Below are 22,484 nucleotides of genomic sequence, written 5' to 3'. Positions count from 1 at the left end.
TAAAGGAAAGGCGGGAACTTGGCCACTTTGGTCAATTTATAAGCTTTTGCCGGGTTCCACAAGTAGGCTTGCGTAAAGCCTCAGAAATAAAGCGCATAACGCCAGATTTGTTAGACTGATACCATAAACGATTCATCCACAGACTGCATCAGGCAAGGAACGTCCTACTCATGTCCAAATTGTTTCCTTCTGTTGACCCAGATGGGTTACTGGAATACTCCGTGGTATTCAATGACCGTTCACTAAACCACATGTCGGCACCCTTTCAGCAGGTGATGCGGGATATTTCCTCCACACTGCGGCAAGTCTATAACGCCAAAGGCGCGGTGGTTGTGCCCGGTGGCGGCAGTTTTGGGATGGAAGCCGTCGCCCGCCAGTTTGCCAATGGAGAGCGCTGCCTTATTGTTCGCAACGGCTGGTTCAGTTACCGCTGGACCCAGATACTGGAAGCAGGTCGAATCACCGACAACATATCCGTGCTCAAGGCCAAAACTCTGGACAATACGCCCCAGGCCGCATACGCACCTGTTCCCGCAGAAGAGGTCGCGGACCGCATCAGGGCAGAGAAGCCCGCTGTGGTGTTTGTTCCCCATGTGGAAACCGCGTCTGGCATTGTTCTGCCGGATGAATACCTAAAAACCATTGGCGCAGCGGTTAAGGACGTGAACGGCCTGTTCGTGCTGGATTGCGTGGCCTCCGGTGCTTTGTGGGTTGATACCACGGCCTGTGGCGTAGACGTACTGATCAGCGCGCCCCAGAAAGGCTGGAGTGCCTCACCTTGCGCTGCTCTGATCACATTGAGCGAACGCGCTATCGCCCGCATGGAAGAAACCACCAGCAGTAGCTTTGCGGCAGACCTGCGCAAATGGTCCCAGATAATGCAGGCCTATGAGTCCGGCAGCCACGCCTACCACGCAACCATGCCTACCGACACGCTGGTGGTGCTGCGTAACGCCATGCTAGAAACTCTGAACACCGGCCCGGATCTGCTTTATCAGCGCCAAGTGGAGCTTGGCCAACAGGTGCGGGAGCTGTTCTACAACGCTGGGTTCAAAAGCGTTGCTGCGCCTGGCTTTGAGTCATCCAGTGTGGTGGTTCTGCATACCGACAACATCAACATCCACAACACCAGCCTGTTCCGTGAACAGGGCTTGCAGATTGCGGCGGGCGTACCGCTGATGTGCGATGAACCAGAGAGCTTCCGCACGTTTCGCATGGGGCTGTTTGGTTTGGAAAAGCTAAACAATGTGGAACGAACGGTGGAGAATCTGCAGGTAGCGCTGGAGGCGATTCAGGGCTGATGATACGTTTTTAATGCCTTTCAACTCATTGAATTCTGGGTTGCCCAATGCAGCCCAATAAACAAGAGGAATGCCTGTGTCTCTCCCAAGTTACAGAATATGTCGAGTAAAGCGCCAGTATAAAACTCTGGCTTCGAACAGAGCGTGTCGTGGGATTTCGCAATCGCTGATGCGGTGTCTTGCGCTTGCGCTGCTGTGTGTAACCGGCACGGTTTCGGCGCAGGAGCCGGTGGTGGTTTCCTCAAAAATCGACACAGAGGGGGGAGTCCTCGGTCAGATGATTCTGCAGCGCCTGGAGAGCGGAGGTATTCCAGTAGAAAACCGACTACAGCTTGGTAGCACTAGCATTGTACGCAGTGCGATTAAGGCCGGAGAGATTGATCTTTACCCCGAGTACACAGGCAATGCCGCGTTCTTTTACGATCAGGCAGACAGCCCGGTGTGGAAAAATGCTGCAAAGGCTTACGACATGGCGGCCGAGCTTGACCTCAACGCTGAGGGTATTGTTTGGCTCACCCCTGCGAACGCCAACAACACTTGGGCTATGAGCGTGCGCGGCGATTTGGCTGAAAAGAACAACCTCAAAACCCTGGAAGATTTGGCGGATTACATAAACGCTGGCAAGCCCTTTAAGTTTGCGGCCAGTGCTGAGTTTGTCGGGTCGGCCAGCGCCCTCCCTGCGTTCCAGAAAGCCTACGGGTTCAAGCTAACGTCTGATCAGCTTCTGATTCTGTCTGGCGGAAACACTGCAGCGACCCTGAGGGCGGCGGCGATTAACTCCAATGACGTTAACGGCGCTATGGCCTATGGCACAGATGGCGGTTTGAACGCTTTGGGCCTGAAAGTGATGCAAGACACCAAAGGCGTGCAGCCGGTCTATCAACCGACACCGATTATCCGGGCAAGCGTATTGAAGACCTATCCCAAAATACGCGCGCTGCTAAAGCCGGTGTTTGAGTCGCTTGATCTGGAAACGCTGCAAGAGTTGAATGCAAAGGTGGCGGTCGAAGGTGCCCCTGCAGAAGCGGTGGCCCGGGACTATCTGGAAAGCCTTAGCCTGGATTAATCAGTGCCTTCATCAACAACGCTGCCGAACCGTGTGCTGTCTAACCGTGTAATACCGGTGTTAGCACTGGCTGCGCTCGGATTGGTGTGGCTGCTCAATCTCGGCGTAGTGCTGCCCAACCGTATTGTTTCTGGAAACGGCTACGGCCTCTATGGCGCAACAGGCTGGCTTGGGGCAATCATTGTTTCGTCCCTGCTGTTGGCAGTGGTTGTGCTGGCAACAAGGCCTATTCACACACGCTTTTTGATACTAACGGTATTGCTGACGGCCGCACTGATGGGCTTGCCTCTGCTGCTTGAAGTGTTTGCGCTGCGCAGGCTTCCATCGGATGCCGCTTATGCCCGGATTGGCATAGGTGCCGGGTTCTGGTGTTTGGCGTTTTTTCTGGCCCTGATGCTTTTAGAAACACTGGGCCAGCTCAAAGCCTCCCGTCGCCTGCAGTTATCTACCGTGCTGCTGGTTGTTACTGGTTGGTGGCTCTGCGCCAGCCGTGAGGGGCTGTCTAGCCTGTCGCTTATCCGCGAGTACACCAATCGGGCGGACCAGTTCTCCCAAGCATTAACCGTACATTTGTCATTGTCACTCGGTGCCGTTGCCATAAGCGCGGTGCTGGCTTTCGCTTTGGCGCTGGTTATGGTGCGGCGAGAGCGCTGGCGACGGCCGCTGCTGGGGCTGGTCAGTTTTATGCAGACCATCCCCAGTCTGGCGCTTTTCGGGTTGTTAATTGCGCCGTTGGGCGCTCTATCTGCGGCTTTTCCCTTTTTACAGACACTGGGCATCCGGGGCATTGGCTGGGCGCCCGCGCTGCTGGCACTGATTGCCTATAGCCTGCTGCCATTGGTGCGCAATACCTATGTCGCTTTGATGGAAGTGCCTGAGTCTGTGGTCGACGCCGGGCGAGGTATGGGAATGAGCGAGCGACAGATATTTATGCAGGTGAAACTGCCTCTGGCCCTGCCGGTCATTATTGAAGGCGTGCGAATTACCACCATACAAGCCATTGGCCTGACCGCTGTCGCTGCGCTGATCGGCGCGGGAGGCTTCGGCACGTTCATTTTTCAGGGCCTCGGCCAGGCTGCCATGGATCTGGTACTGCTTGGTGCGTTGCCCACAATCTTCCTGGCGTTGGCGGCCGATGGCATCCTGTCTGCATTGAAATTTCGGGAGACCCCAAAGTGATTGAGCTGAAAGGTGTCACTCGCCGGTTCGGTGATGCGGTGGCGGTTGATGATATTGATCTGACCATAGAAACCGGCGAAGTCTGCGTTCTTGTGGGCAGTTCCGGCTGCGGAAAATCCACCACGCTAAGGATGATCAATCGCCTTTTGCCCCGCACCAGCGGCGAAATTCTTGTGGATGGCGAGGATATCAACAAAGCCGACCCCGAGGCGCTGCGACTGAATATGGGCTACGTCATACAGAGCACCGGGTTGTTCCCCCATTGGACTGTCGCTCGCAATATCGGCGTGGTGCCCGATCTACTCAAATGGCCAGCCCACAAACGTGATAAACGCGTAAATGAACTGCTAACCCTGCTAGGGCTGAACCCGGAAACCGACGCTATCAAATATCCCCACCAGCTTTCCGGCGGCCAGGCCCAGCGGGTGGGCGTGGCACGAGCGCTGGCGGGCGATCCTAATATTCTCTTGATGGACGAGCCTTTTGGCGCACTGGATGCCATCACCCGGGAAAACCTGCAGCAGGAAATGTTACGAATCCAGCGGCAGCTCAATAAAACCACTGTGTTTGTGACCCACGATATTGATGAGGCCTTGAAACTGGCTACGCGTATCGCAGTGATGGATCAAGGGCGAATTATCCAACACGATACGCCGGAGGCGATCCTTCGAAGGCCGGCATCAGCCTTTGTGGAAAACCTGATTGGCAAGGGCGACCGTGGCCTGAAGCTCTTGGCTTTGCGCACGGTGGGCGACCTGATGGAGCGCCATCCACAGCCTCGAAAATCAGAACCCTGTTCCGATGGCCTGAATGAGGCAGACAGCCTTCGTTTTGCGCTATCCGTTATGATCTGGCAAAACTCCGCGGAACTCCCAGTGTTCAATGGGGCAGGCGAAGAGGTTGGCACAGTAAAGCGCGAGCAACTTCTGCAGGTTGGTGCCTGATGCGCGCGTGGTTTGCCCCGATTGCCTGGGTTGCTTCGTTGTGCGCATTAGCGGCTCTGCTCCCCACAATGACACCGCTGTTTTCATGGGTGGAACCCGACACCAACAACGTGATTTACACCAGAGACAGCTTCTACTTTCTGTTGCAGAGCCACATCTGGCTTGTGCTGGCTTCCGCCACGATTGGCACGCTGGTGGCTGTGTCTGCAGGCATCTTTGTGACTCGCCCCGCCGGTCGCGACTTTCTGCCGTTGGTCAGCCAAATAGCCTCCATCGGGCAGACCGTGCCGCCTGTAGCCGTGCTGGCGCTGGCAGTGCCCGTTATGGGTTTTGGCGAGAAACCTACGCTCTTCGCGCTGGTGCTTTATGGCTTACTTCCGATTCTGCGGAATACCCTGGCAGGGTTGGATGGCATTAACTCGGCGGTGCTGGAATCGGCCAAAGGAATGGGCATGTCTTCCGCGCAAGTGCTGTTCAAAGTGGAGCTCCCCTTGGCAGGGCGAGTGATATTAGCGGGAATCCGCACCTCCGTCACCATCAACATCGCCACCGCAGCGATCGGCTCAACCATTGGCGCCCGCACATTGGGCGACCCGGTGATTGCGGGGCTGGTTAACGGCAATACCGCCTACGTTTTGCAAGGAGCCATCCTGATCGGCCTGCTGGCGCTGGCGACTGACAGTTTGTTTGAAGCTATAGAGCGTACTTGGGCTCGGCCCTTTTCAACGCGGGCTTCCGAAGCGTAGGATTCCCGTGCCTTAGTCACCCATCGTGCCGCCTTAAGCTGTGTTGGGGATTTAGTAAGGAGGTCGGTAACAACGCGTTAATTTTTGTTTATTTTTTAATTTTTATTGTTACAATGGCGGGCCACTTGAAACTACATGGATGTTAGGAGTACAGGATGTTAGCCTCATATTTGCGATGGGTTTCCGTTTCGCTCGTCATGATTTTTTCCCCAACTTGTGTTTTTGCTTCAGCAATTCAGCTCAACGAATGGGCGTTTAATGTTGACGGCAATGTTTCAGAGTATTTTGCTGGAGACGAACTGCCGGGTTCCGGCAATCTAGATAGCCAGACAGGGCTCGGTACTCTAGATTTTGCGTTTTCTTCCCCAGGTTCCCATTCGTTACTGGCTTTTTTCGATTTTGAGATTGCGGCGAGTAGCAATACCTATTTCAATGAGTTTGGCAGCGCCACGGGAAGCCCAGTCTCGGGCCAAAGTTGGCAGATCGATGAGCCTGGGTTCTTGTTCGGCACAATCTACGACAACTTTCTTGATGATTCCCTCAATAATACAAATTCCTTGCCCCAGCATGCGTCTGATGATGTCTCCTTCGCATTAGGGTGGAGCTTTGAGCTTTTGGAAAATGAAAGCGCGGAACTCTCGTTGTTTGCTAGCGACACTGCGCCGTTAGAAGGTTTTTTCCTCTCCCATAGCGATCTTGACGCTAACATTAATCAGTCCATTTATTTTTGGGGTGAGCTGAACATCAGCAGTATTCCGGTTTCCGTACCGGAGCCCTCCTCTTTTGCTCTCCTGTTGGTAGGCCTTGTGGGCCTTACCTTTGCCCGGGTGTCTAGATAAGCATTTCCCCCCGGAACTAGGTTTACGCAGATCAAATAATTTCATAAAGATATAAAACAAGGGATTAACATGAAACGGAGCTTTCGCCCCGCCTATTTCACTGGCGTGCTTTTGGCTGGTTTACACCTTTTGTCGTCTCCCCATGCAATGGCCAGTCAGGCTCCGTTAGCTGCTGACGTATTGGTTGTTATCGATGAGTCCGGATCCATGTCTGGCGAGCAACGCTGGATTGGCGAAATGATTCCGCTCCTTGATGACAATCTGAAGCAGTACGGCATTGGCAATGAGGCGCGTGAGAATCTTTACGGATTGATAGGGTACGGTAATTCGAGAGTGGTTCCGCGTTCGCTACTTGTGTCTGGCGAAAAACTAGGGGCGGCTTCGGCATTTGTCGATGCGTCGCGGGGCTTAGTGACAAGCGGCGGCACGGAAGATGGCTGGAGAGGCATTGAGTATGCGCTGGACGAATATTCCAGACGTAACGGCGCCGCAGTTAATATCATTTTGGCAACTGACGAAGACAGAGATAATACGGAAAGCTCAATAACTTATCAGACGGTTAGAGACAAGCTCAATGAAAATAGAGCTCTGTTGAACGCCGTTGTTAACGCCCGAGTGAAGTGCGCTGATGGCACGAGTGCTTTGGGGGTGGATAGTCTCGGAACCGGTTACGTTGCTGATGGGAGCGGAGGCTTCACCACCTGTGAAGGTGCGTCTGCACGGTCGGGTTCTGGCCGTACCATCGCTCACTATGTTGATCTTGCGATGGAAAGCGGCGGTGCGGCTTGGGATCTAAATTTTTTGCGTTCGGGTGGGACAAATGCGGAGTCTTTTACCCGCGCTTTGCTTGATATCAAGGTAGAAGAAATTCTTAGCCAGAGACCTACAGGTGATCTGGTGGCAGTCGTTCAGGCTACGCCCAATCCTGCGGTAGCAGGTGAGACTATTACCTTAGATGGTACAGGATCATTCCATCAGAAAGATGACAGCTTGATTGTCCGTTGGGAATGGGATCTCGATGACGACGGTATCTATGATGCTGAGGGGCCGGTTTTGACAACCAGCTTTCCCGAGCTCGGGGAATACCCGGTTACGCTCCGTGTAACAGACGATAGCCAAACACCATTGGTTGAAACCGCCCGAGTGATCGTTGATGTTGATACTCCACCGTTACAGCCAACCGCTGACGCAGGTGGCCCTTATTTGTTCTGTCCACAAACTCAGCCTTGGTATGTTGACGGTTCGGGCTCAGTAAATCCTGATGATGGGCTTAACGAGTTGAATCAACCAGCAGATCGACTCACTGCGTGGGAGTGGGATTTTGATAACGATCTTGCTTTTGATGATGCCAGTGGTGAACGAATAGATGTTACCAGTCAGTTTTCAGGAATGGGAACAGGGGATTACCTGATCCGGCTGAGGGCAACGGACAATACTTCAAACGCATTCCCAAGTAGTGGTCAACCGAATTTGTCTGATGTCTCGGTTACTCAGGTTCGGATACGGGATGCGTCAGATGCTGCCTGCAACTGCCTGACTGACCTCGCCGTGCGGGCGAAAATGACGAAAATTCAGCTTACTTGGAGCGATTCTGGGGCTTCCAGCTATGCGATTTACAGAAGCGAACAGGAAGGTGGACCCTACACGCAGATTGCCACCACAGACAATCGCTACTCAACGTACCTGGATACTGGTCTTCAGCTAGATACAACGTATTACTACGCAGTGAGCGAGCTGGGCACGGATGGACGCCCGACCTGCCGATCGCGAGAGGTGAATGCAACTCCTACTGCCCGAAGGCTCAATCCCTCAAACCGTCCTCCCGAGATACATTCTTCTCCGATAGTAAGCGCGGTTGAGGGCGAGCTATATCAGTACTCGGTTGAAGCTACAGATCCCGATCGTCGTGATCGCATTGAATTCAACTTGCAAGTAGCCCCAAGCGGTATGGTGATTGATGCAAACACCGGTGAGATTGAGTGGACGCCGGTTAATGCGCAGGTTGGTCAGCAAACAGTCGTTGTTCGGGTTTCGGATAGGCAGGGGGAGTTTGGCGAGCAGGTATTTACGGTCAATGTGACGAACGTTAACCAAGCGCCTCGCATTGTTAGCAGCCCAGAATCCAGCGCGACAGAGCGCCAATCCTATAATTATCAGGTGCAAGCGATAGATCCCGACTTCAGAGACACCCTGTCTTACCAACTGCTCAATGGGCCTCAGGGTATGACGTTAGACTCCGATAGCGGGCTTGTGGTCTGGACACCTCAGGATGGGCAAGCGGGTATTCAGGTAGTCACGATCAGGGTGACCGATGCTGCAGGAGAAGCGGACACCCAAAGCTTTGAACTAAGTGTGCGGGAAAGAAATTATCTTCCTGTCATAAGCAGTAAGCCAGCCGGTGAGGGATCTGTCGCTACTGAATATCGATATCTGGTGCAGGCCACCGATGAAAATGCGGATGACGAACTTACGTTTGCGTTGGGCGAATTCCCTGAAGGGATGGTTATTTCCCCGTTGACGGGAGAGGTTACCTGGACGCCGCAAGCCGGCCAAGAGGGGGTGCATTCTGTATCTGTGGTTGTGTCGGACAGCCGTGGAGCTTCTTCCTCACAGAATTTTGATGTCCTGATTGCAGAGCAGAATTTCGCTCCAGCGTTCACAACAGGCACGCTCCCGGATGCGACTGAAGATCAGAGTTACCGATATACACTAACGGCAGCGGATACGAACAATGATGAAGCGCTGACGTTCAGCCTAATTTCAGGCCCTTCTAACCTTCAGATTGATCCTGCCAGTGGTGAGATTGCTTGGCTGCCCGTCTCTGCTCAGGTTGGTGAAAACCCAATTCGTGTCAGGGTGACTGATTCTCGAGGGCTCTACGACCAGGCAGACTATGTGCTGAACGTTATCAGCGTTAACGTGCCCCTGGAAATCATTTCAACTCCACCGCTAACCGTGGAAGCTGGCTATTCTTATGAATATCAGGTTGTTGCAACCGACGATAGCGGCGTAAACCTGGAATATCGGCTGATAGAGGGTCCGGCAGGATTGTCCATGAGCTCAGGCGGTCTCTTAACCTGGGTGCCGGGAATAAGCGATGCAGGCGCAAACCGTGTCACGATTCAGGTTGTTGATCAGGACGGGGCGTCTGCCACCCAAAGTTTCAGCCTTCAGGTAAACACCGGAAACCAGAACCCAGTTATTGAGAGCAATCCGCCGACCTCTACGAGGGCGGGGCAACCCTATAATTATGCGGTTTCTGCCACGGATGCCGACGGCGATAGCTTGACCTACAGTCTCACTCAAGCACCAGCCGGGATGGTTATCAGCGCGGCGGGGCAGGTCAGCTGGACACCCACAGAAGAGCAGGCCGGTGCCTATGGCGTGGCTATTCGTGTGATGGACGGCAATGGGGGAGGTACCTCCCAATCATTCATGCTTGAAGTAAGCAGCAGTAACGCAGCCCCTTCTATTGTGAGTTCATCGCTGTCGCCAGCAGTGGTTGGTGAGGTTTATCAGTATGCAGTCGTGGCTACAGACCCTGAAGGACAGCCTCTTACCTATACGCTCGTCTCCGCGCCGGGTGGTATGACCATTAATGAAAGCACCGGGCACGTGGAATGGCTGCCGTCGAAAGGCCAGGTTGGAAGCCATCCTGTGGCGATTCGAGTTGAGGACAGTGCAGGCGCATCCGTCACACAGAGTTTCACCCTCACGGTTGTTGAAAAGAATACGGCCCCGGTTATCGAGAGCAATCCACCAACAAGTGGCCTTGTTGACGAACCTTATCTGCATACCTTTCAGGCCTCAGATGAAGATGGCGATTCTCTGAGCTGGAGTTTGGTATCAGGCCCTGCAGGAATGTCTCTTGATTCCGTAACAGGTGTTCTGTCCTGGACGCCGACACCGGCTCAAGCAGGTTCTCAACAATTCACCGTTGCTGTTACTGACTCCAAAGCGACAGTGGGCAAGATATATACAGCCATGATCGGTGGTGACTCAGCGTTACCTCGGCTAGGTAATAAGCCCAAGGATATCGCTGAGGTTGGTAAGCCTTATGTGTACCGAGCCATCGCTATTGATGCAGAGGGCTATGCGGTAGATGTGAAAATTGTCTCGGCTCCGAATGGCATGGTACTCAGCGATGAACAAGGCATACCTACCATCAGATGGACACCCAGTGAGGGTGATTGCGTGAAAAGCGTCACGTTGGAATTACAGGATCGCTTTGGTCGAACCGCTGAAGCTAGCTGGGAAATCAGGGTGCTGGCTGCGCCTAAAAAGTTCAATCGAATTCAGTGCTCAGCGCAATCTCAAGCGTGTGGCGGCTAACAGAACTCAGGGAGAGAGACAATGTTTTCAGATTTTAGAACCGAGGCGATGTTTTCTGCGCGCTTCAAGCGTCTAGCCAGTGCACTGGTGCTGTTTTTTTTCTCGTTCACTTTCTATTCGCCCGCCGTCCTCGCGGCGTTCAATGAAGTGGATCGACAGTCGAATCCGCCGCGAAATTCGCTGGCCTATACAAATCCGCTTGGTGAGACGATAGAGAGCCTTGAGCAACAGGTCAGTTCGTTACACCAGATGGTTATGACAGAGCGGATGGATCAGATTCCGGCGCACCTTAGCAATATCGACGATCTGGCAGATGTGTTTCACGACAGGGATGCACTGGTAAGAGAGGAACTTTATGCCGAGCACCAATCTCTGATAGAGAGCGGCTTGCCAGATGAAATTTTGGCTCGCCATACGCAGTTTGAAGAGAACTATCGGAATCACGCGGACAGCATTGGGCTCAGCCTCGATAAGCTCTCACATTGGGAAGATAGTGCGAGAGATAAAGAAGAGTTGCTCAGCACACTGGAAACCCTGCAAAGCCACTTACAATACCCCGTGCGTAATCCGCAACAAAGCTTCAGCGGAGATCTGGACTTCGTGACGCCGCCACCGCGGAATTTATACACCAACCAGTCGGCCATAGAAGATTTGCTTGGTGTTAACGGCGAGCCCACATGGGATCTGAGCGACTACCTAGAAACGGACAGCGCGACAGCCAACAGCGATCGCATTCAGGATATCGTGGCTGATCTGGGCCCCGATCCACTAGCGTTGTACAAGTGGGTGCATGACACCATTCGTTTCGTACCAAGCTACGGCGTGATGCAGGGTGCTGATTACACCATCCAGAGTGAACAGGGCAACGCCTTTGATACGGCTAGCACTCTGATTGCGCTCTACCGCCAAGCAGGCATCCCGGCACGGTTCAGCTACGGTACAGTGGCGATATCTGCCGAAGCCGCCCAGAGCTGGGTGGGGGGTGTTTCTAATATCGATGCGGCAACAAATATTCTCAGCCAAGGCGGTATTCCACAGCAGCAGTTCTCTTATGGCGGTGCCTCAGAAGAAGTAGAGATGGAGCACGTCTGGGTCGAGGCTTGGATCAACGGCGAATGGGTAGGTCTTGACCCCAGTTTCAAAGAACACACCTTCACCGAAGGCATGGATATCGAGAATGAAGTGCCTCTGGACGCGGAAGCATTCCTGAGCAATGTGCGAGCCTCAGCCACCGTGAGCGAGGCAGAAGGCTGGGTTCAGGGTCTGGACGCCCTTGTGGTCCAAAACGAACTCGACAATTATCAGGCTCGGGTTCAATCGTTCATCGACGGGACTGGCAGCGACACCACTCTTGGCGACGTACTGGGAACGCAACAGATTGTTCCCGAGAGTGCCGACGTAATCGAAGAGGTGGTATTGCCCTTCAATCGCGTGCGCGCCAGCGCCGTCATCCCCAATCTTCCGGAATCGCTGTACTATCGATTCCGCCTGCAGATCGGCAACACCTTTGGTGGCAGTTTCGGCGCACCCGTGCAATGGGCAGGCACAGCAGCTGAACTGAATCGCCTGACGCCAGAGCTTGTTGGTAAATCCCTGGCGATCAGCTTCCGACCGGCCACCGAAGCTGACCAGCAAACACTGGAAAGCTATCTCCCCGACACGATCGAAACGGTTGACGATCTGCCGACACAATTGCCAGCCAACACGATCAACATGATCGGCGAGATCACCGTGGATGGCGAAGTGGTTGCAACCACCCCCTCAGTGACTCTGGGCCAGTCCCTGATGGTGCGCTTAGGCTTTAATGCACCCGAACGCAGCTGGAACTTCAGCGAGAACAATCTTGTTGCCGGTCAGTATCAGGCAGTCGGTATCGACATGCAGGGCATCAGCCCAACACAGCTGACGTCATTGCAGGGACAACTGGAAAGCGTAAAAACCAGGCTGGAGGCTGAGAACTTCAGTGGTCTGACCAAGCACGATCTCGTGGGTGGCATTCTTCAGTCCGGCATTCAGGGTTATTTGGCAGAAACCTACGCCATGGACAAGATCGCCGCCAAGGCATCGGACATTGTGTATCACCGAAGCCCCAGCTACGGTACGTTCTCTACCCAGATGAACGTATCCTACTTTTTTGGCTCACCGCGCAATGTTCTGTTCAGTGGCGTGGTCATGGACGTAGACAGCATGTCGTCCAATACGGAATCCGTGGATAACTGCTATGAGGACTGGGTGGCGTTTAACCGCAGTTCAGGCATGCGTTCCAGTGCCTACGAGCACTTAATCCCGGAACGACTTTTCTCGACCGAAGATGAGCCTGCGGAGGGCGTCTCAACCGCCAAGGCGCTTGCGCTCGCCATGGCCCAGGGGCAGCGTGTATACACGCTGACGCAGGATAACGCGTCGAGCCTGAGTTTGATCACTATTGATTCGGCGGCCCGCTCTGAGATTCAGAGTGCACTTCAGCAAGGCTTTGAGGTGACGGTTCATGCTCAGCCGATCAATGTGAATGGCTGGGAGGGGAGTGGTTATGCCATTATCGATTCTGAGCGTGGGGTTGGGGCTTATAAGATTAGTGGGGGAGTTAGTGGAGGGTTCTTGACCCCCGAACAGTCGAATTGGCTGTTCATTATCGGTCTTGGTTTGGGCCTTGCCGGCGTTTTTATTGCGGCACCAATCATTGTAGTCCTATCCACAGCGATATCACTTGCATTGATTGCTGACCGTTTCCTGGACATTACTTCCGATTTAAGTGGAACCCAGTGCGAGAACAGCGGAGCAGCAGAGCTTTATGTAGGGTTGGCGCTTGGAGTCTTTGCGCTCGGATTTCTGTTTGGTGGTTTGGGTGCGTTTTTTCTCTTGAGCTATATTGCTTTCCTGGCTGCAGGTGCGATAGCCGGGGCAATCAATAGTAATAATTCGATATGTGAATAGCCCAAACGGCTTTTTGCAAGGCTAACTGAATGAAACAAATTGTTTTCTATATATCGATTGCGTTCTTGTCTGCTGGCATATGGGGCCTGGTAAGTGGTCGCATATTTTTTGGAAGCCAGATGGTCTATCGTTGCGATGGTCGTGCAAACTTTTACGCTGGAATCATCGGTTACTTCATGTTGGCTGCGTTATCCTGGTTTTTTAGCAGGCACTTATGACTTTGCTCGTGGTTGCTGCGGGCATCGTTGGCACAGGCTTGTGTCTTTTGATTGTCAGCTCGCTAATTAGTGGGCGATTTACGCCTTGGTCAAAAAACTCAGAGCGTTTTAGAGATGCGCCTTTGTCATTTGTCTTACAGCAGACAATTTTAATTTTGGTGGGGGTATCAATCGTTTGCGGTATTTGGAAGGCAATGAGTTGATAACATTTTCAGCGTGTACCAATGCAAATATACGCCGACAGCCTGGTCCAGGTTAGGATTGGTTAAGCGTCGCAATCCGATTTCATTCGATATCGAATCTCGCCTTTGGCCCTTTCAGAGGCTCCTGGTTCTGGGCCCGACACAGAACAAAGCCCTATAACCTGAGCCAACTCAACATCGACAGCGAAGCCCGCTCGGCAATCCAGAGCGCGTTGTAGCGAGGTTATGAGGTGACGGTCCACCAAGCTCCTCTCAACGTGAATGGCTGGGAGGGGAGTGGTTATGCCATTATTGATCCTGAGCGTGGGGTGGGGGCTTATAAGATTAGTGGTGGTGCAAATGGAGGTGAGGTCAGTCTGCCTAATGGGCAGGCCTTGATTGGATGGTTACTTTCTATTCTTGACAAAGCGAGCAAAACTCCGTTTCTCAAATCTTTGTCGGGTGTTTTTGGGAAAATTTTAGATTTTTTAACGGCATATAATGATTTTCTCGACTGTGGGGTAAAATATGCAGTTGCAAAGTTTATTGCTTCTGCTTTGGTGACGCTTGGAGCAGTAATGTTGATCCTGCCATTATTTGCTATATTTCTAACGTTTGCTTACGCAACTATAATAAGTACTGTAATTGGCGGTTTCTTTGGCACATTGTTTTCATCACAGTGGTCTTGTAAAAAATAAAGAGGATTAAATTTTGGTTCTCTACGGGATGTTTTTTGGAATCGTTAATTTTTTGTTTATTGTTATTTTTGGTTCATTGGCAAGGTCTCTCAACGGAGGAGTGAGTCCTGAAATAATCCTTTTTAGTGGTACGATAGCGATTTTTTCAACTATGCTACTAGCGTTTAAGAAGTATAGGCGCGATTTGAGTCTTTCCGAAAAAAGAATGATTTTAACAATTTCTACAGTAATTGCGGCAGCAATCGAAGCGATCTTTATTTTCTACGCGGTAAGTGTAAATGCAGAAAGCATTTTTATATATGCTCTAAGTGTTGCATTTAAGCTTTTTATTTTCTCTCTAATTATTAAATTTTCATGGACTATTTTTTATTCTAATGAGCGGCACAACTAAACAGGACGCCCACCTTCAAAGAATTGTCAGGGCGGCATTCCCCAGCAGCAGCTCTCCTACGGTGGCGCTATTGAAGAAGTGGAGTTGGAACATGTGTGGGTCGAAGCCTGGATTAACGGCAAATGGGTAGGTCTTGACCCCAGTTTCAAAGAACACACCTTCACCGAAGGCATGGATATCGAGAATGAAGTGCCTCTGGACGCGGAAGCATTCCTGAGCAATGTGCGAGCCTCAGCCACCGTGAGCGAGGCAGAAGGCTGGGTTCAGGGTCTGGACGCCCTTGTGGTCCAAAACGAACTCGACAATTATCAGGCTCGGGTTCAATCGTTCATCGACGGGACTGGCAGCGACACCACTCTTGGCGACGTACTGGGAACGCAACAGATTGTTCCCGAGAGTGCCGACGTAATCGAAGAGGTGGTATTGCCCTTCAATCGCGTGCGCGCCAGCGCCGTCATCCCCAATCTTCCGGAATCGCTGTACTATCGATTCCGCCTGCAGATCGGCAACACCTTTGGTGGCAGTTTCGGCGCACCCGTGCAATGGGCAGGCACAGCAGCTGAACTGAATCGCCTGACGCCAGAGCTTGTTGGTAAATCCCTGGCGATCAGCTTCCGACCGGCCACCGAAGCTGACCAGCAAACACTGGAAAGCTATCTCCCCGACACGATCGAAACGGTTGACGATCTGCCGACACAATTGCCAGCCAACACGATCAACATGATCGGCGAGATCACCGTGGATGGCGAAGTGGTTGCAACCACCCCCTCAGTGACTCTGGGCCAGTCCCTGATGGTGCGCTTAGGCTTTAATGCACCCGAACGCAGCTGGAACTTCAGCGAGAACAATCTTGTTGCCGGTCAGTATCAGGCAGTCGGTATCGACATGCAGGGCATCAGCCCAACACAGCTGACGTCATTGCAGGGACAACTGGAAAGCGTAAAAACCAGGCTGGAGGCTGAGAACTTCAGTGGTCTGACCAAGCACGATCTCGTGGGTGGCATTCTTCAGTCCGGCATTCAGGGTTATTTGGCAGAAACCTACGCCATGGACAAGATCGCCGCCAAGGCATCGGACATTGTGTATCACCGAAGCCCCAGCTACGGTACGTTCTCTACCCAGATGAACGTATCCTACTTTTTTGGCTCACCGCGCAATGTTCTGTTCAGTGGCGTGGTCATGGACGTAGACAGCATGTCGTCCAATACGGAATCCGTGGATAACTGCTATGAGGACTGGGTGGCGTTTAACCGCAGTTCAGGCATGCGTTCCAGTGCCTACGAGCACTTAATCCCGGAACGACTTTTCTCGACCGAAGATGAGCCTGCGGAGGGCGTCTCAACCGCCAAGGCGCTTGCGCTCGCCATGGCCCAGGGGCAGCGTGTATACACGCTGACGCAGGATAACGCGTCGAGCCTGAGTTTGATCACTATTGATTCGGCGGCCCGCTCTGAGATTCAGAGTGCACTTCAGCAAGGCTTTGAGGTGACGGTTCATGCTCAGCCGATCAATGTGAATGGCTGGGAGGGGAGTGGTTATGCCATTATTGATACTGAGCGTGGGGTTGGGGCTTATAAGATTAGTGGTGGGGCTAGTGGAGGAGTTTTAGAAGGTCTTTCAACTCTGGTTTCGACGCTATTAGGAGCTAGTTCTGGGGTCTTGGAAAAGTTTAAACGTACCAATGTTGGCACGTTCATTTTTGATGGTACTGCGAAACGATTACAAAAGTTGGCTGGTGACGCAACAAAAGTCGGGCTGCTTGCACTGACGGTTGATCTTCTAAACGTTTATAAAAGCGGTGCAAACTTCAGTGATTCTCTCGGTCGCGCAAGTGTTGCTTCATTTAGCTTTGCGATAACGTCTTTGTTGATTGCCAGTTTACTTTTATCGGTAGGTCCAACTCTGGGATTAATTGCTGGTGCTGCAATTGCGTTTTCAGTAACATATGTGACGAGCGCATTTAGTAATAGATATTTCAATAACTAATTTTAGTGCCATCGAATGATTAATTTTATTTTAAGTAAAAAATATGACATTGAGTTAATCAAGAAAAGGTAATAAATGAATACGATTATTTGTTTTTCTATTTTAACTGTAGCATTTTTTTCAATTCTATTTTATATCTGGTACCTGACTTGGCCGGTAGCTGAGGGTGTTGTGACTCATGTTGATAAGTGGATTCAGCCCAAAAATGACGTCATCGGGCCAAGGAAAAAACGGAGGTTACGCTACGAGTATGATTGGAATTCAGAGCGATGTGGAACTGCCGGCCAAAGTCTATTTCTGGCCTATGCGTTTTCACCAAAAAAGAATGTCGGTGATCCTATAAGAATCAGTGTTTGCCAGCGATTCCCCGGGATTACGTGTCCATGGCGTCCCGGGTTTGAATTTTTTGTGTTACTGATTTGGGCGACTTTTCTTGTGGTCGGAGCTTTGGTCGGACTTGTAGAATTTACATCAGTGCTTGGATAAACCAGGTAAGACATGCTCATAATTTTAAAATCTATGAGTGGGGACATTCGAAGGGCTAAAATAGCTAGGGCGTTGTATCCATTGACAAACCCCCTCGCCTACCAGAGCCCTATTAATGGGCTTTGGCAAGGCGTTATGGCTAAAACTTGGCGAATCAAAATGGAGCCTAGTTTCACTGAATAAGTTGAAGAGTTACTCCTGCGGAGCGCTAGCCCTCTTTAACAAGTTGACACAGGAAAAAGGAAGGTTATGGAGCAGTTACTCTATCTTCTATCATTGTGTTTGTTGGTGGCTTGTCTGTGGGCAGTCATATCAGGAAAGTTGTTTCTTGGAGGCCAGATAGTAGAGCGTGATTCTGAACGCGCCAGCTTTTATTTGGGATTGTCTGCGTATGTTGTAATAGCTGTGTTTGCCATTTTATTCTTGGATTCATAGAATAAGTGCAGCACTTTGGATGAACAGGTAGAGGTAGGAGGGCCCTTGCCGGTACCCTCATTCGCTTTACCTACCAAAGTGAAGAGAATCATGGGATACCGACAACTGACCCAGGCACAACGATACCAGATTTCGGCCTTCTTGAGAGTAGGCTGGAGCCAGCGGAAAATAGCCCGGGAGATCAACTGCCACAGCTCGACCATCAGTCGGGAGCTACGTCGTAATCGAAGCCTGACTGAATACGAGCCGATGGAAGCCAGTCGTTTGTCCATACATCGGCGCAAAGGAGCTCGCAAATCTCATAAACGAGCGCCCTCATTGATAGATTGGGTGGCCAAGCAGATTCAGAGTGAATGGAGTCCTGATCAGATAGCCGGTTTTATGAGGCGAGTTGGCAGTATCCAAGTCAGCCATCAGTGGATTTACAATCTGATTTACCGGGACAAAATAGCAGGTGGCGACCTCTGGAGGTATTGTCGCTTGCCTTACCAGAGACGTTATCAGCGCCATCTTGCCAAGCGAGCGGGGTTAGGCAAGATCCCGGATCGCGTAGGCATTGAGTGCCGCCCTAAAGCCGTCGATGATCGCCTGCATATAGGCCACTGGGAAGGAGATACAATCCTTCACGGGCATAAGAATTCAGGCGCGGTCACTCTGGTTGAAAGACGGTCCGGCTACCTGCTCGCAGGCTGTGTGCCGAAGCTGAAAGCCCACTTAGTTACAGATGTCATCATCCGTGAGTTAAGGCCGATCAGAGGGGCCGTACAGACGATGACACTGGACAACGGTTCTGAATTTTCGGACCACCAAACATTTAGCAAAGCGTTGTCGCTGACGTCGTATTTCTGTGACCCTTACCGGTCCAGTCAGCGTGGCTCCAACGAGAATACGAATGGCCTATTGAGGCAATACTTTCCGAAAGGCACTGACTTCGCCAAGGTGTCCAGAAAGGCAACCAGGCAAGCGGTGAACAGACTGAATAACCGACCACGAAAACGGCTGGATTATCGCACACCGGCAGAAGTTTTCTGGGGCGAATACTCAGGAGGCTTGGATACGAGCGGTGCTGCACTTATTACTTGAATCCAGGTTTGGAAGGGTTATATAGTGTGGCCTCTTGCCATGGCCTTACTTTTCCTTGTATTGCTAGTGGTGATAATTTCTTCGTCGCTTTTAACTGGTAAATTTACCCCTTGGTCGTTGGCACCTATACATTATCGGACGAATCCTGCTACTTTCTTGCTGTACATTGCAATCTGCTCGTTAGTGGCTGCAGTATTAATGGTAGCGATGTGGAGATTGTGGGATTCGGGTTTGTTGGGGGAGTTTTTGTAGCGTATACAATAACGAGAATGACAACCGCATTCAGCGATCGATTTTTTAACAATTGATTTATTCTATTAATATTGAAAGGTAATATGTAATTGCAAGAGGTTCTTCAGATGTATGCTGGCTTTGATATTTTTCTTTTGGTTGGGGCTCTTGTATCAATTGCATTCTATATTTGGTATCTGACTTGGCCAGTAACTGAAGGTGTAGTAACTCACGTTGATAAATGGATTCAGCCCAAAAATAACATCATCGGGCCAAGGAAAAAACGCAGGCTCCGCTACGAGTATGAGTGGAAGTCTGAGCGGCGTGGAACTGCCGGCCAAAGTCTATTTCTGGCCTATGCGTTTTCACCAAAAAAGAAAGTGGGTGATTCGATAAAAATCAGTGTTTGCCAGCAATTCCCCAGCATTTCGTGTCCGTGGCGTCCCGGGTTTGAATTTTTTGTGTTACTGGTTTGGACGACTTTTATTGTGGTCGGAGCTTTAGTCTAATTTACATCAGCGCTTGGATCGATGACGTGGTATTGCCCTTCAATCGCGTGCGCGCCAGCGCCGTCATCCCCAATCTTCCGGAATCGCTGTACTATCGATTCCGCCTGCAGATCGGCAACACCACCGGTGGCAGTTTTGGTGCACCCGTGCAATGGGCAGGTGCGGCAGCCGAACTGAATCGCCTGACGCCAGAGCTTGTTGGTAAATCCCTGGCGATCAGCTTCCGACCGGCCACCGAAGCCGACCAACAAACACTGGAAAGTTATCTTCCCGACACGATCGAATCGGTTGACGATCTGCCGACACAATTGCCGGCCAACACGATCAACATGATCGGCGAGATCACCGTGGATGGCGAAGTGGTTGCAACCACCCCCTCAGTGACTCTGGGCCAGTCCCTGATGGTGCGCCTGGGCTTTGACGCACCCGAACGCAGCTGGAACTACAGCGAGAATAATCTGGTTGCCGGTCAGTATCAGGCGGTGGGTATTGATATGCAGGGCATCAGCCCAACACAGCTGACGTCATTGCAAACTCAGCTGGAGAGCGTAAAAACCAAGCTGGAGGCTGAGAACTTCAGTGGTCTGACCAAACACGATCTTGTGGGCGGTATTCTTCAGTCCGGCATCCAAGGCTACCTGGCCGAAACCTACGCCATGGACAAAATTGCCGCCAAGGCGTCGGACATTGTGTATCACCGAAGCCCCAGCTACGGTACGTTCTCTACCCAGATGAACGTATCCTACTTTTTTGGCTCACCGCGCAATGTTCTGTTCAGTGGCGTGGTCATGGACGTAGACAGCATGTCGTCCAATACGGAATCCGTGGATAACTGCTATGAGGACTGGGTGGCGTTTAACCGCAGTTCAGGCATGCGTTCCAGTGCCTATGAGCATTTAATTCCGGAACGAATTTTCTCCACTGAAGATGAACCTGCGGAAGGCGTCTCAACCGCCAAGGCGCTTGCGCTCGCCATGGCCCAGGGGCAACGTGTATACACGCTGACACAGGACAACGCGTCGAGCCTGGGTTTGATCACTATAGATTCGGCGGCCCGTTCGGAAATCCAGAGTGCACTTCAGCAAGGCTTTGAGGTGACGGTTCATGCTCAGCCCATCAATGTGAATGGCTGGGAAGGTAGTGGTTATGCCATTATTGATCCTGAGCGTGGGGTTGGGGCTTATAAGATTAGTGGGGGTGTTAGTGGAGGTGTACTGCCATTCTTAACTACTCTAATTGTTGGTATAGCATTTGCCGCGATTATCAGCGTCGGTGTATTGACCGGAGGCTGGGCACTTTTGGCAGCTGGATGGGCTGCAATGAACTTTTTGATGTGGACAAGCGCTATAGGGGATGCAGATAACTGGGAAGAGCTGAATGCCTTAAATTTAGCGACAACTTTAGGGTTATCACTTGGCGTTATCGGTTTGTTTAAATTGGGTATTCAGGCGATCCCATTGATAATTACAGGGGAAGGCTTTGCATTTTTATTGGGATTGATATGATTCGTCTAAGGTTAGCTTTAGGGTTCATTGTTTCAGCTATAGTTTGCATAAAGCTCCAGAACGATGTTTTGAACTTTGGAAGGTTTTATTCAGCTATAGCAAGCGGATTCTTATCGGCTGCTATTTCATTTCTAATATTTATCTATGGGAAATGGTTTATCCATATACTTCGTGAGACAAACGGTAAAATCAGTATATTCTGGAGATTTTTTGATTTATTTATAGTTCCCGCATCGCCGATTTATATATTTACTCTTTCCTTTTCGCCAGCCGCTGCATTTGAACCAGAATTTTTTATACCTCTATTAGCTTGTGTCGCTATTCTCTCGGATCCAGGGCGGAAGATAGAACATTTTCTTTGGAAACGGCGCTTCCATGGATTTGAGAAGCTACCGGACTCGGGCGAAGTCCGATTGCGGGAACTCGTGGAAAAAAAGTGGCTAGTTATTTCTTTGTACGTGTTTTTGCCAATGGGCGGTTATTTTATAAGCCCAATTTATATCGATGCAATTTCTTAAATATTTGGTTGGTGGAAAAAGTCGCGCTGCTATGAGGACTGGGTGGCGTTTAACCGTAGTTCGGGCATGCGGTCCAGTGTCTACGAGCACTTAATTCCGGAACGACTTTTCTCCACTGAAGATGAGCCTGCGGAGGGCGTCTCAACCGCCAAGGCGCTTGCACTCGCCATGGCCCAGGGGCAGCGGATTTATACCCTGACGCAGGACAACGCGTCGAGCCTGAGTTTGATCACCATTGATTCGACGGCCCGGTCTGAGGTTCAGTCGGCGTTGCAGCGAGGCTTTGAGGTGACGGTTCATGCTCAGCCGATCAATGTGAATGGCTGGGAGGGTAGTGGCTATTCCATTATTGATCCTGAGCGTGGGGTTGGGGCTTATAAGATTAGTGGTGGGGCTAGTGGAGGGTTTTTGGATGATGATTTCGTTAATCTTTTGACGCTGCTGGGGATAGGGGTTGGTTTGATTGGCATTCTGGCGAGTGTAGGCTTACTTGTGCTTCTATCTGGAGTTATATCTTTGGTGCTCGCACTTAATGGATTCTTGGAGTTTAGTTCGAGCATCGAGGGGACTAAATGCAGTAATAGTGGAGTCGCTGAATTGTATGTTGGCCTAGTATTCGGTGCAGCAGTTTTCGGATTAACCTTCGCAGGACTCGCTGCATTTGCGTTTTTAGCCTGGGTTGGGTTTTTTGCGGCAGGTGCAATAAGTGGTTCTTTCCTAAAAGGGTAAGACATGCTCATAGTTTTAATATCTATGAGTAAGTAGAAAAATTCGGAAGGGCTTAAGTAACTAGGAAGTGGTATCCATTTATAAAATTTCTCGCCTGCCAGAGCCCTTTTAATGGGCTTTGGCAAGTCGTTGGGGCCAAAGTTTGGTGGTTAAAATGAAGCCTGGTTTCACT

General features: G+C 51.3%; 16 protein-coding genes. All 16 read left to right on the top strand.

The features are described 5' to 3' along the window. The first annotated feature begins 170 nt into the window (after positions 1–170). The 16 genes from CPH80_RS08390 to CPH80_RS08310 all read left to right on the top strand — a co-directional run bounded on the left by CPH80_RS08390 (position 171) and on the right by CPH80_RS08310 (position 22,312). A complete protein-coding gene (locus CPH80_RS08390) occupies positions 171–1,301 on the top strand; it encodes an aminotransferase class V-fold PLP-dependent enzyme (protein WP_096276864.1) in 1,131 nt (376 codons plus the stop codon). A gap of 169 nt (positions 1,302–1,470) precedes the next feature. Beyond that, complete coding sequence (locus CPH80_RS08385; RefSeq protein ID WP_096276862.1) at positions 1,471–2,367, top strand: ABC transporter substrate-binding protein; 897 nt, start codon at positions 1,471–1,473, stop codon at positions 2,365–2,367. Positions 2,368–2,370: 3 nt separating this feature from the next. Then, entirely contained in the window at positions 2,371–3,546 is a 1,176-nt protein-coding gene (locus CPH80_RS08380) for an ABC transporter permease (RefSeq protein ID WP_227520412.1), read from the top strand. After that, positions 3,543–4,490: an ABC transporter ATP-binding protein gene (locus CPH80_RS08375; protein WP_096276860.1), complete on the top strand. Its 948-nt coding sequence runs from the start codon at positions 3,543–3,545 to the stop codon at positions 4,488–4,490. Before CPH80_RS08380 ends, CPH80_RS08375 begins: the two co-directional genes overlap by 4 nt. After that, complete coding sequence (locus CPH80_RS08370) at positions 4,490–5,236, top strand: ABC transporter permease (protein ID WP_096276858.1); 747 nt, start codon at positions 4,490–4,492, stop codon at positions 5,234–5,236. Before CPH80_RS08375 ends, CPH80_RS08370 begins: the two co-directional genes overlap by 1 nt. Positions 5,237–5,391: 155 nt before the next feature. After that, positions 5,392–6,075 carry a PEP-CTERM sorting domain-containing protein gene (locus CPH80_RS08365; RefSeq protein ID WP_096276856.1) on the top strand — a complete coding sequence of 228 codons (684 nt, stop codon included), beginning with the start codon at positions 5,392–5,394 and terminating at the stop codon, positions 6,073–6,075. Between the two features lie 69 nt (positions 6,076–6,144). Continuing rightward, the gene (locus tag CPH80_RS08360) at positions 6,145–10,407 is read left to right on the top strand and encodes a putative Ig domain-containing protein (RefSeq protein ID WP_096276854.1); all 4,263 of its coding nucleotides are present in this window, start codon (positions 6,145–6,147) and stop codon (positions 10,405–10,407) included. Between the two features lie 21 nt (positions 10,408–10,428). Then, complete coding sequence (locus CPH80_RS08355) at positions 10,429–13,341, top strand: transglutaminase-like domain-containing protein (RefSeq protein ID WP_096276852.1); 2,913 nt, start codon at positions 10,429–10,431, stop codon at positions 13,339–13,341. A 651-nt stretch (positions 13,342–13,992) separates the two neighbouring features. After that, positions 13,993–14,439 carry a hypothetical protein gene (locus CPH80_RS08345; RefSeq protein WP_096276848.1) on the top strand — a complete coding sequence of 149 codons (447 nt, stop codon included), beginning with the start codon at positions 13,993–13,995 and terminating at the stop codon, positions 14,437–14,439. 469 nt (positions 14,440–14,908) lie between these two features. Further along, positions 14,909–16,816, top strand: a complete 1,908-nt coding sequence (locus CPH80_RS08335) for a transglutaminase domain-containing protein (RefSeq protein ID WP_096276844.1) — start codon at positions 14,909–14,911, stop codon at positions 16,814–16,816. Between the two features lie 75 nt (positions 16,817–16,891). After that, on the top strand, positions 16,892–17,302 hold the full coding sequence (locus CPH80_RS21625) for a hypothetical protein (RefSeq protein ID WP_143752978.1): 411 nt from the start codon (positions 16,892–16,894) through the stop codon (positions 17,300–17,302). Between the two features lie 525 nt (positions 17,303–17,827). Continuing rightward, entirely contained in the window at positions 17,828–18,820 is a 993-nt protein-coding gene (locus CPH80_RS08330) for an IS30 family transposase (RefSeq protein WP_096281498.1), read from the top strand. 341 nt (positions 18,821–19,161) lie between these two features. Further along, positions 19,162–19,560, top strand: a complete 399-nt coding sequence (locus tag CPH80_RS08325; RefSeq protein WP_143752977.1) for a hypothetical protein — start codon at positions 19,162–19,164, stop codon at positions 19,558–19,560. 26 nt (positions 19,561–19,586) lie between these two features. Next, positions 19,587–21,065, top strand: coding sequence for a hypothetical protein (locus CPH80_RS08320; RefSeq protein WP_096276840.1), 1,479 nt, complete (start codon positions 19,587–19,589; stop codon positions 21,063–21,065). Continuing rightward, a complete protein-coding gene (locus CPH80_RS08315) occupies positions 21,062–21,583 on the top strand; it encodes a hypothetical protein (protein ID WP_096276838.1) in 522 nt (173 codons plus the stop codon). Before CPH80_RS08320 ends, CPH80_RS08315 begins: the two co-directional genes overlap by 4 nt. Before the next feature lie 42 nt (positions 21,584–21,625). After that, on the top strand, positions 21,626–22,312 hold the full coding sequence (locus CPH80_RS08310) for a hypothetical protein (protein ID WP_143752975.1): 687 nt from the start codon (positions 21,626–21,628) through the stop codon (positions 22,310–22,312). The last annotated feature ends 172 nt before the right edge of the window (positions 22,313–22,484 follow it).

This window comes from Marinobacter sp. LV10R510-11A (assembly GCF_900215155.1).
GTDB lineage: Bacteria > Pseudomonadota > Gammaproteobacteria > Pseudomonadales > Oleiphilaceae > Marinobacter.
Note: the sequence above shows the minus strand (reverse complement) of the source record. Positions and strands in the feature narration are given on the sequence as shown.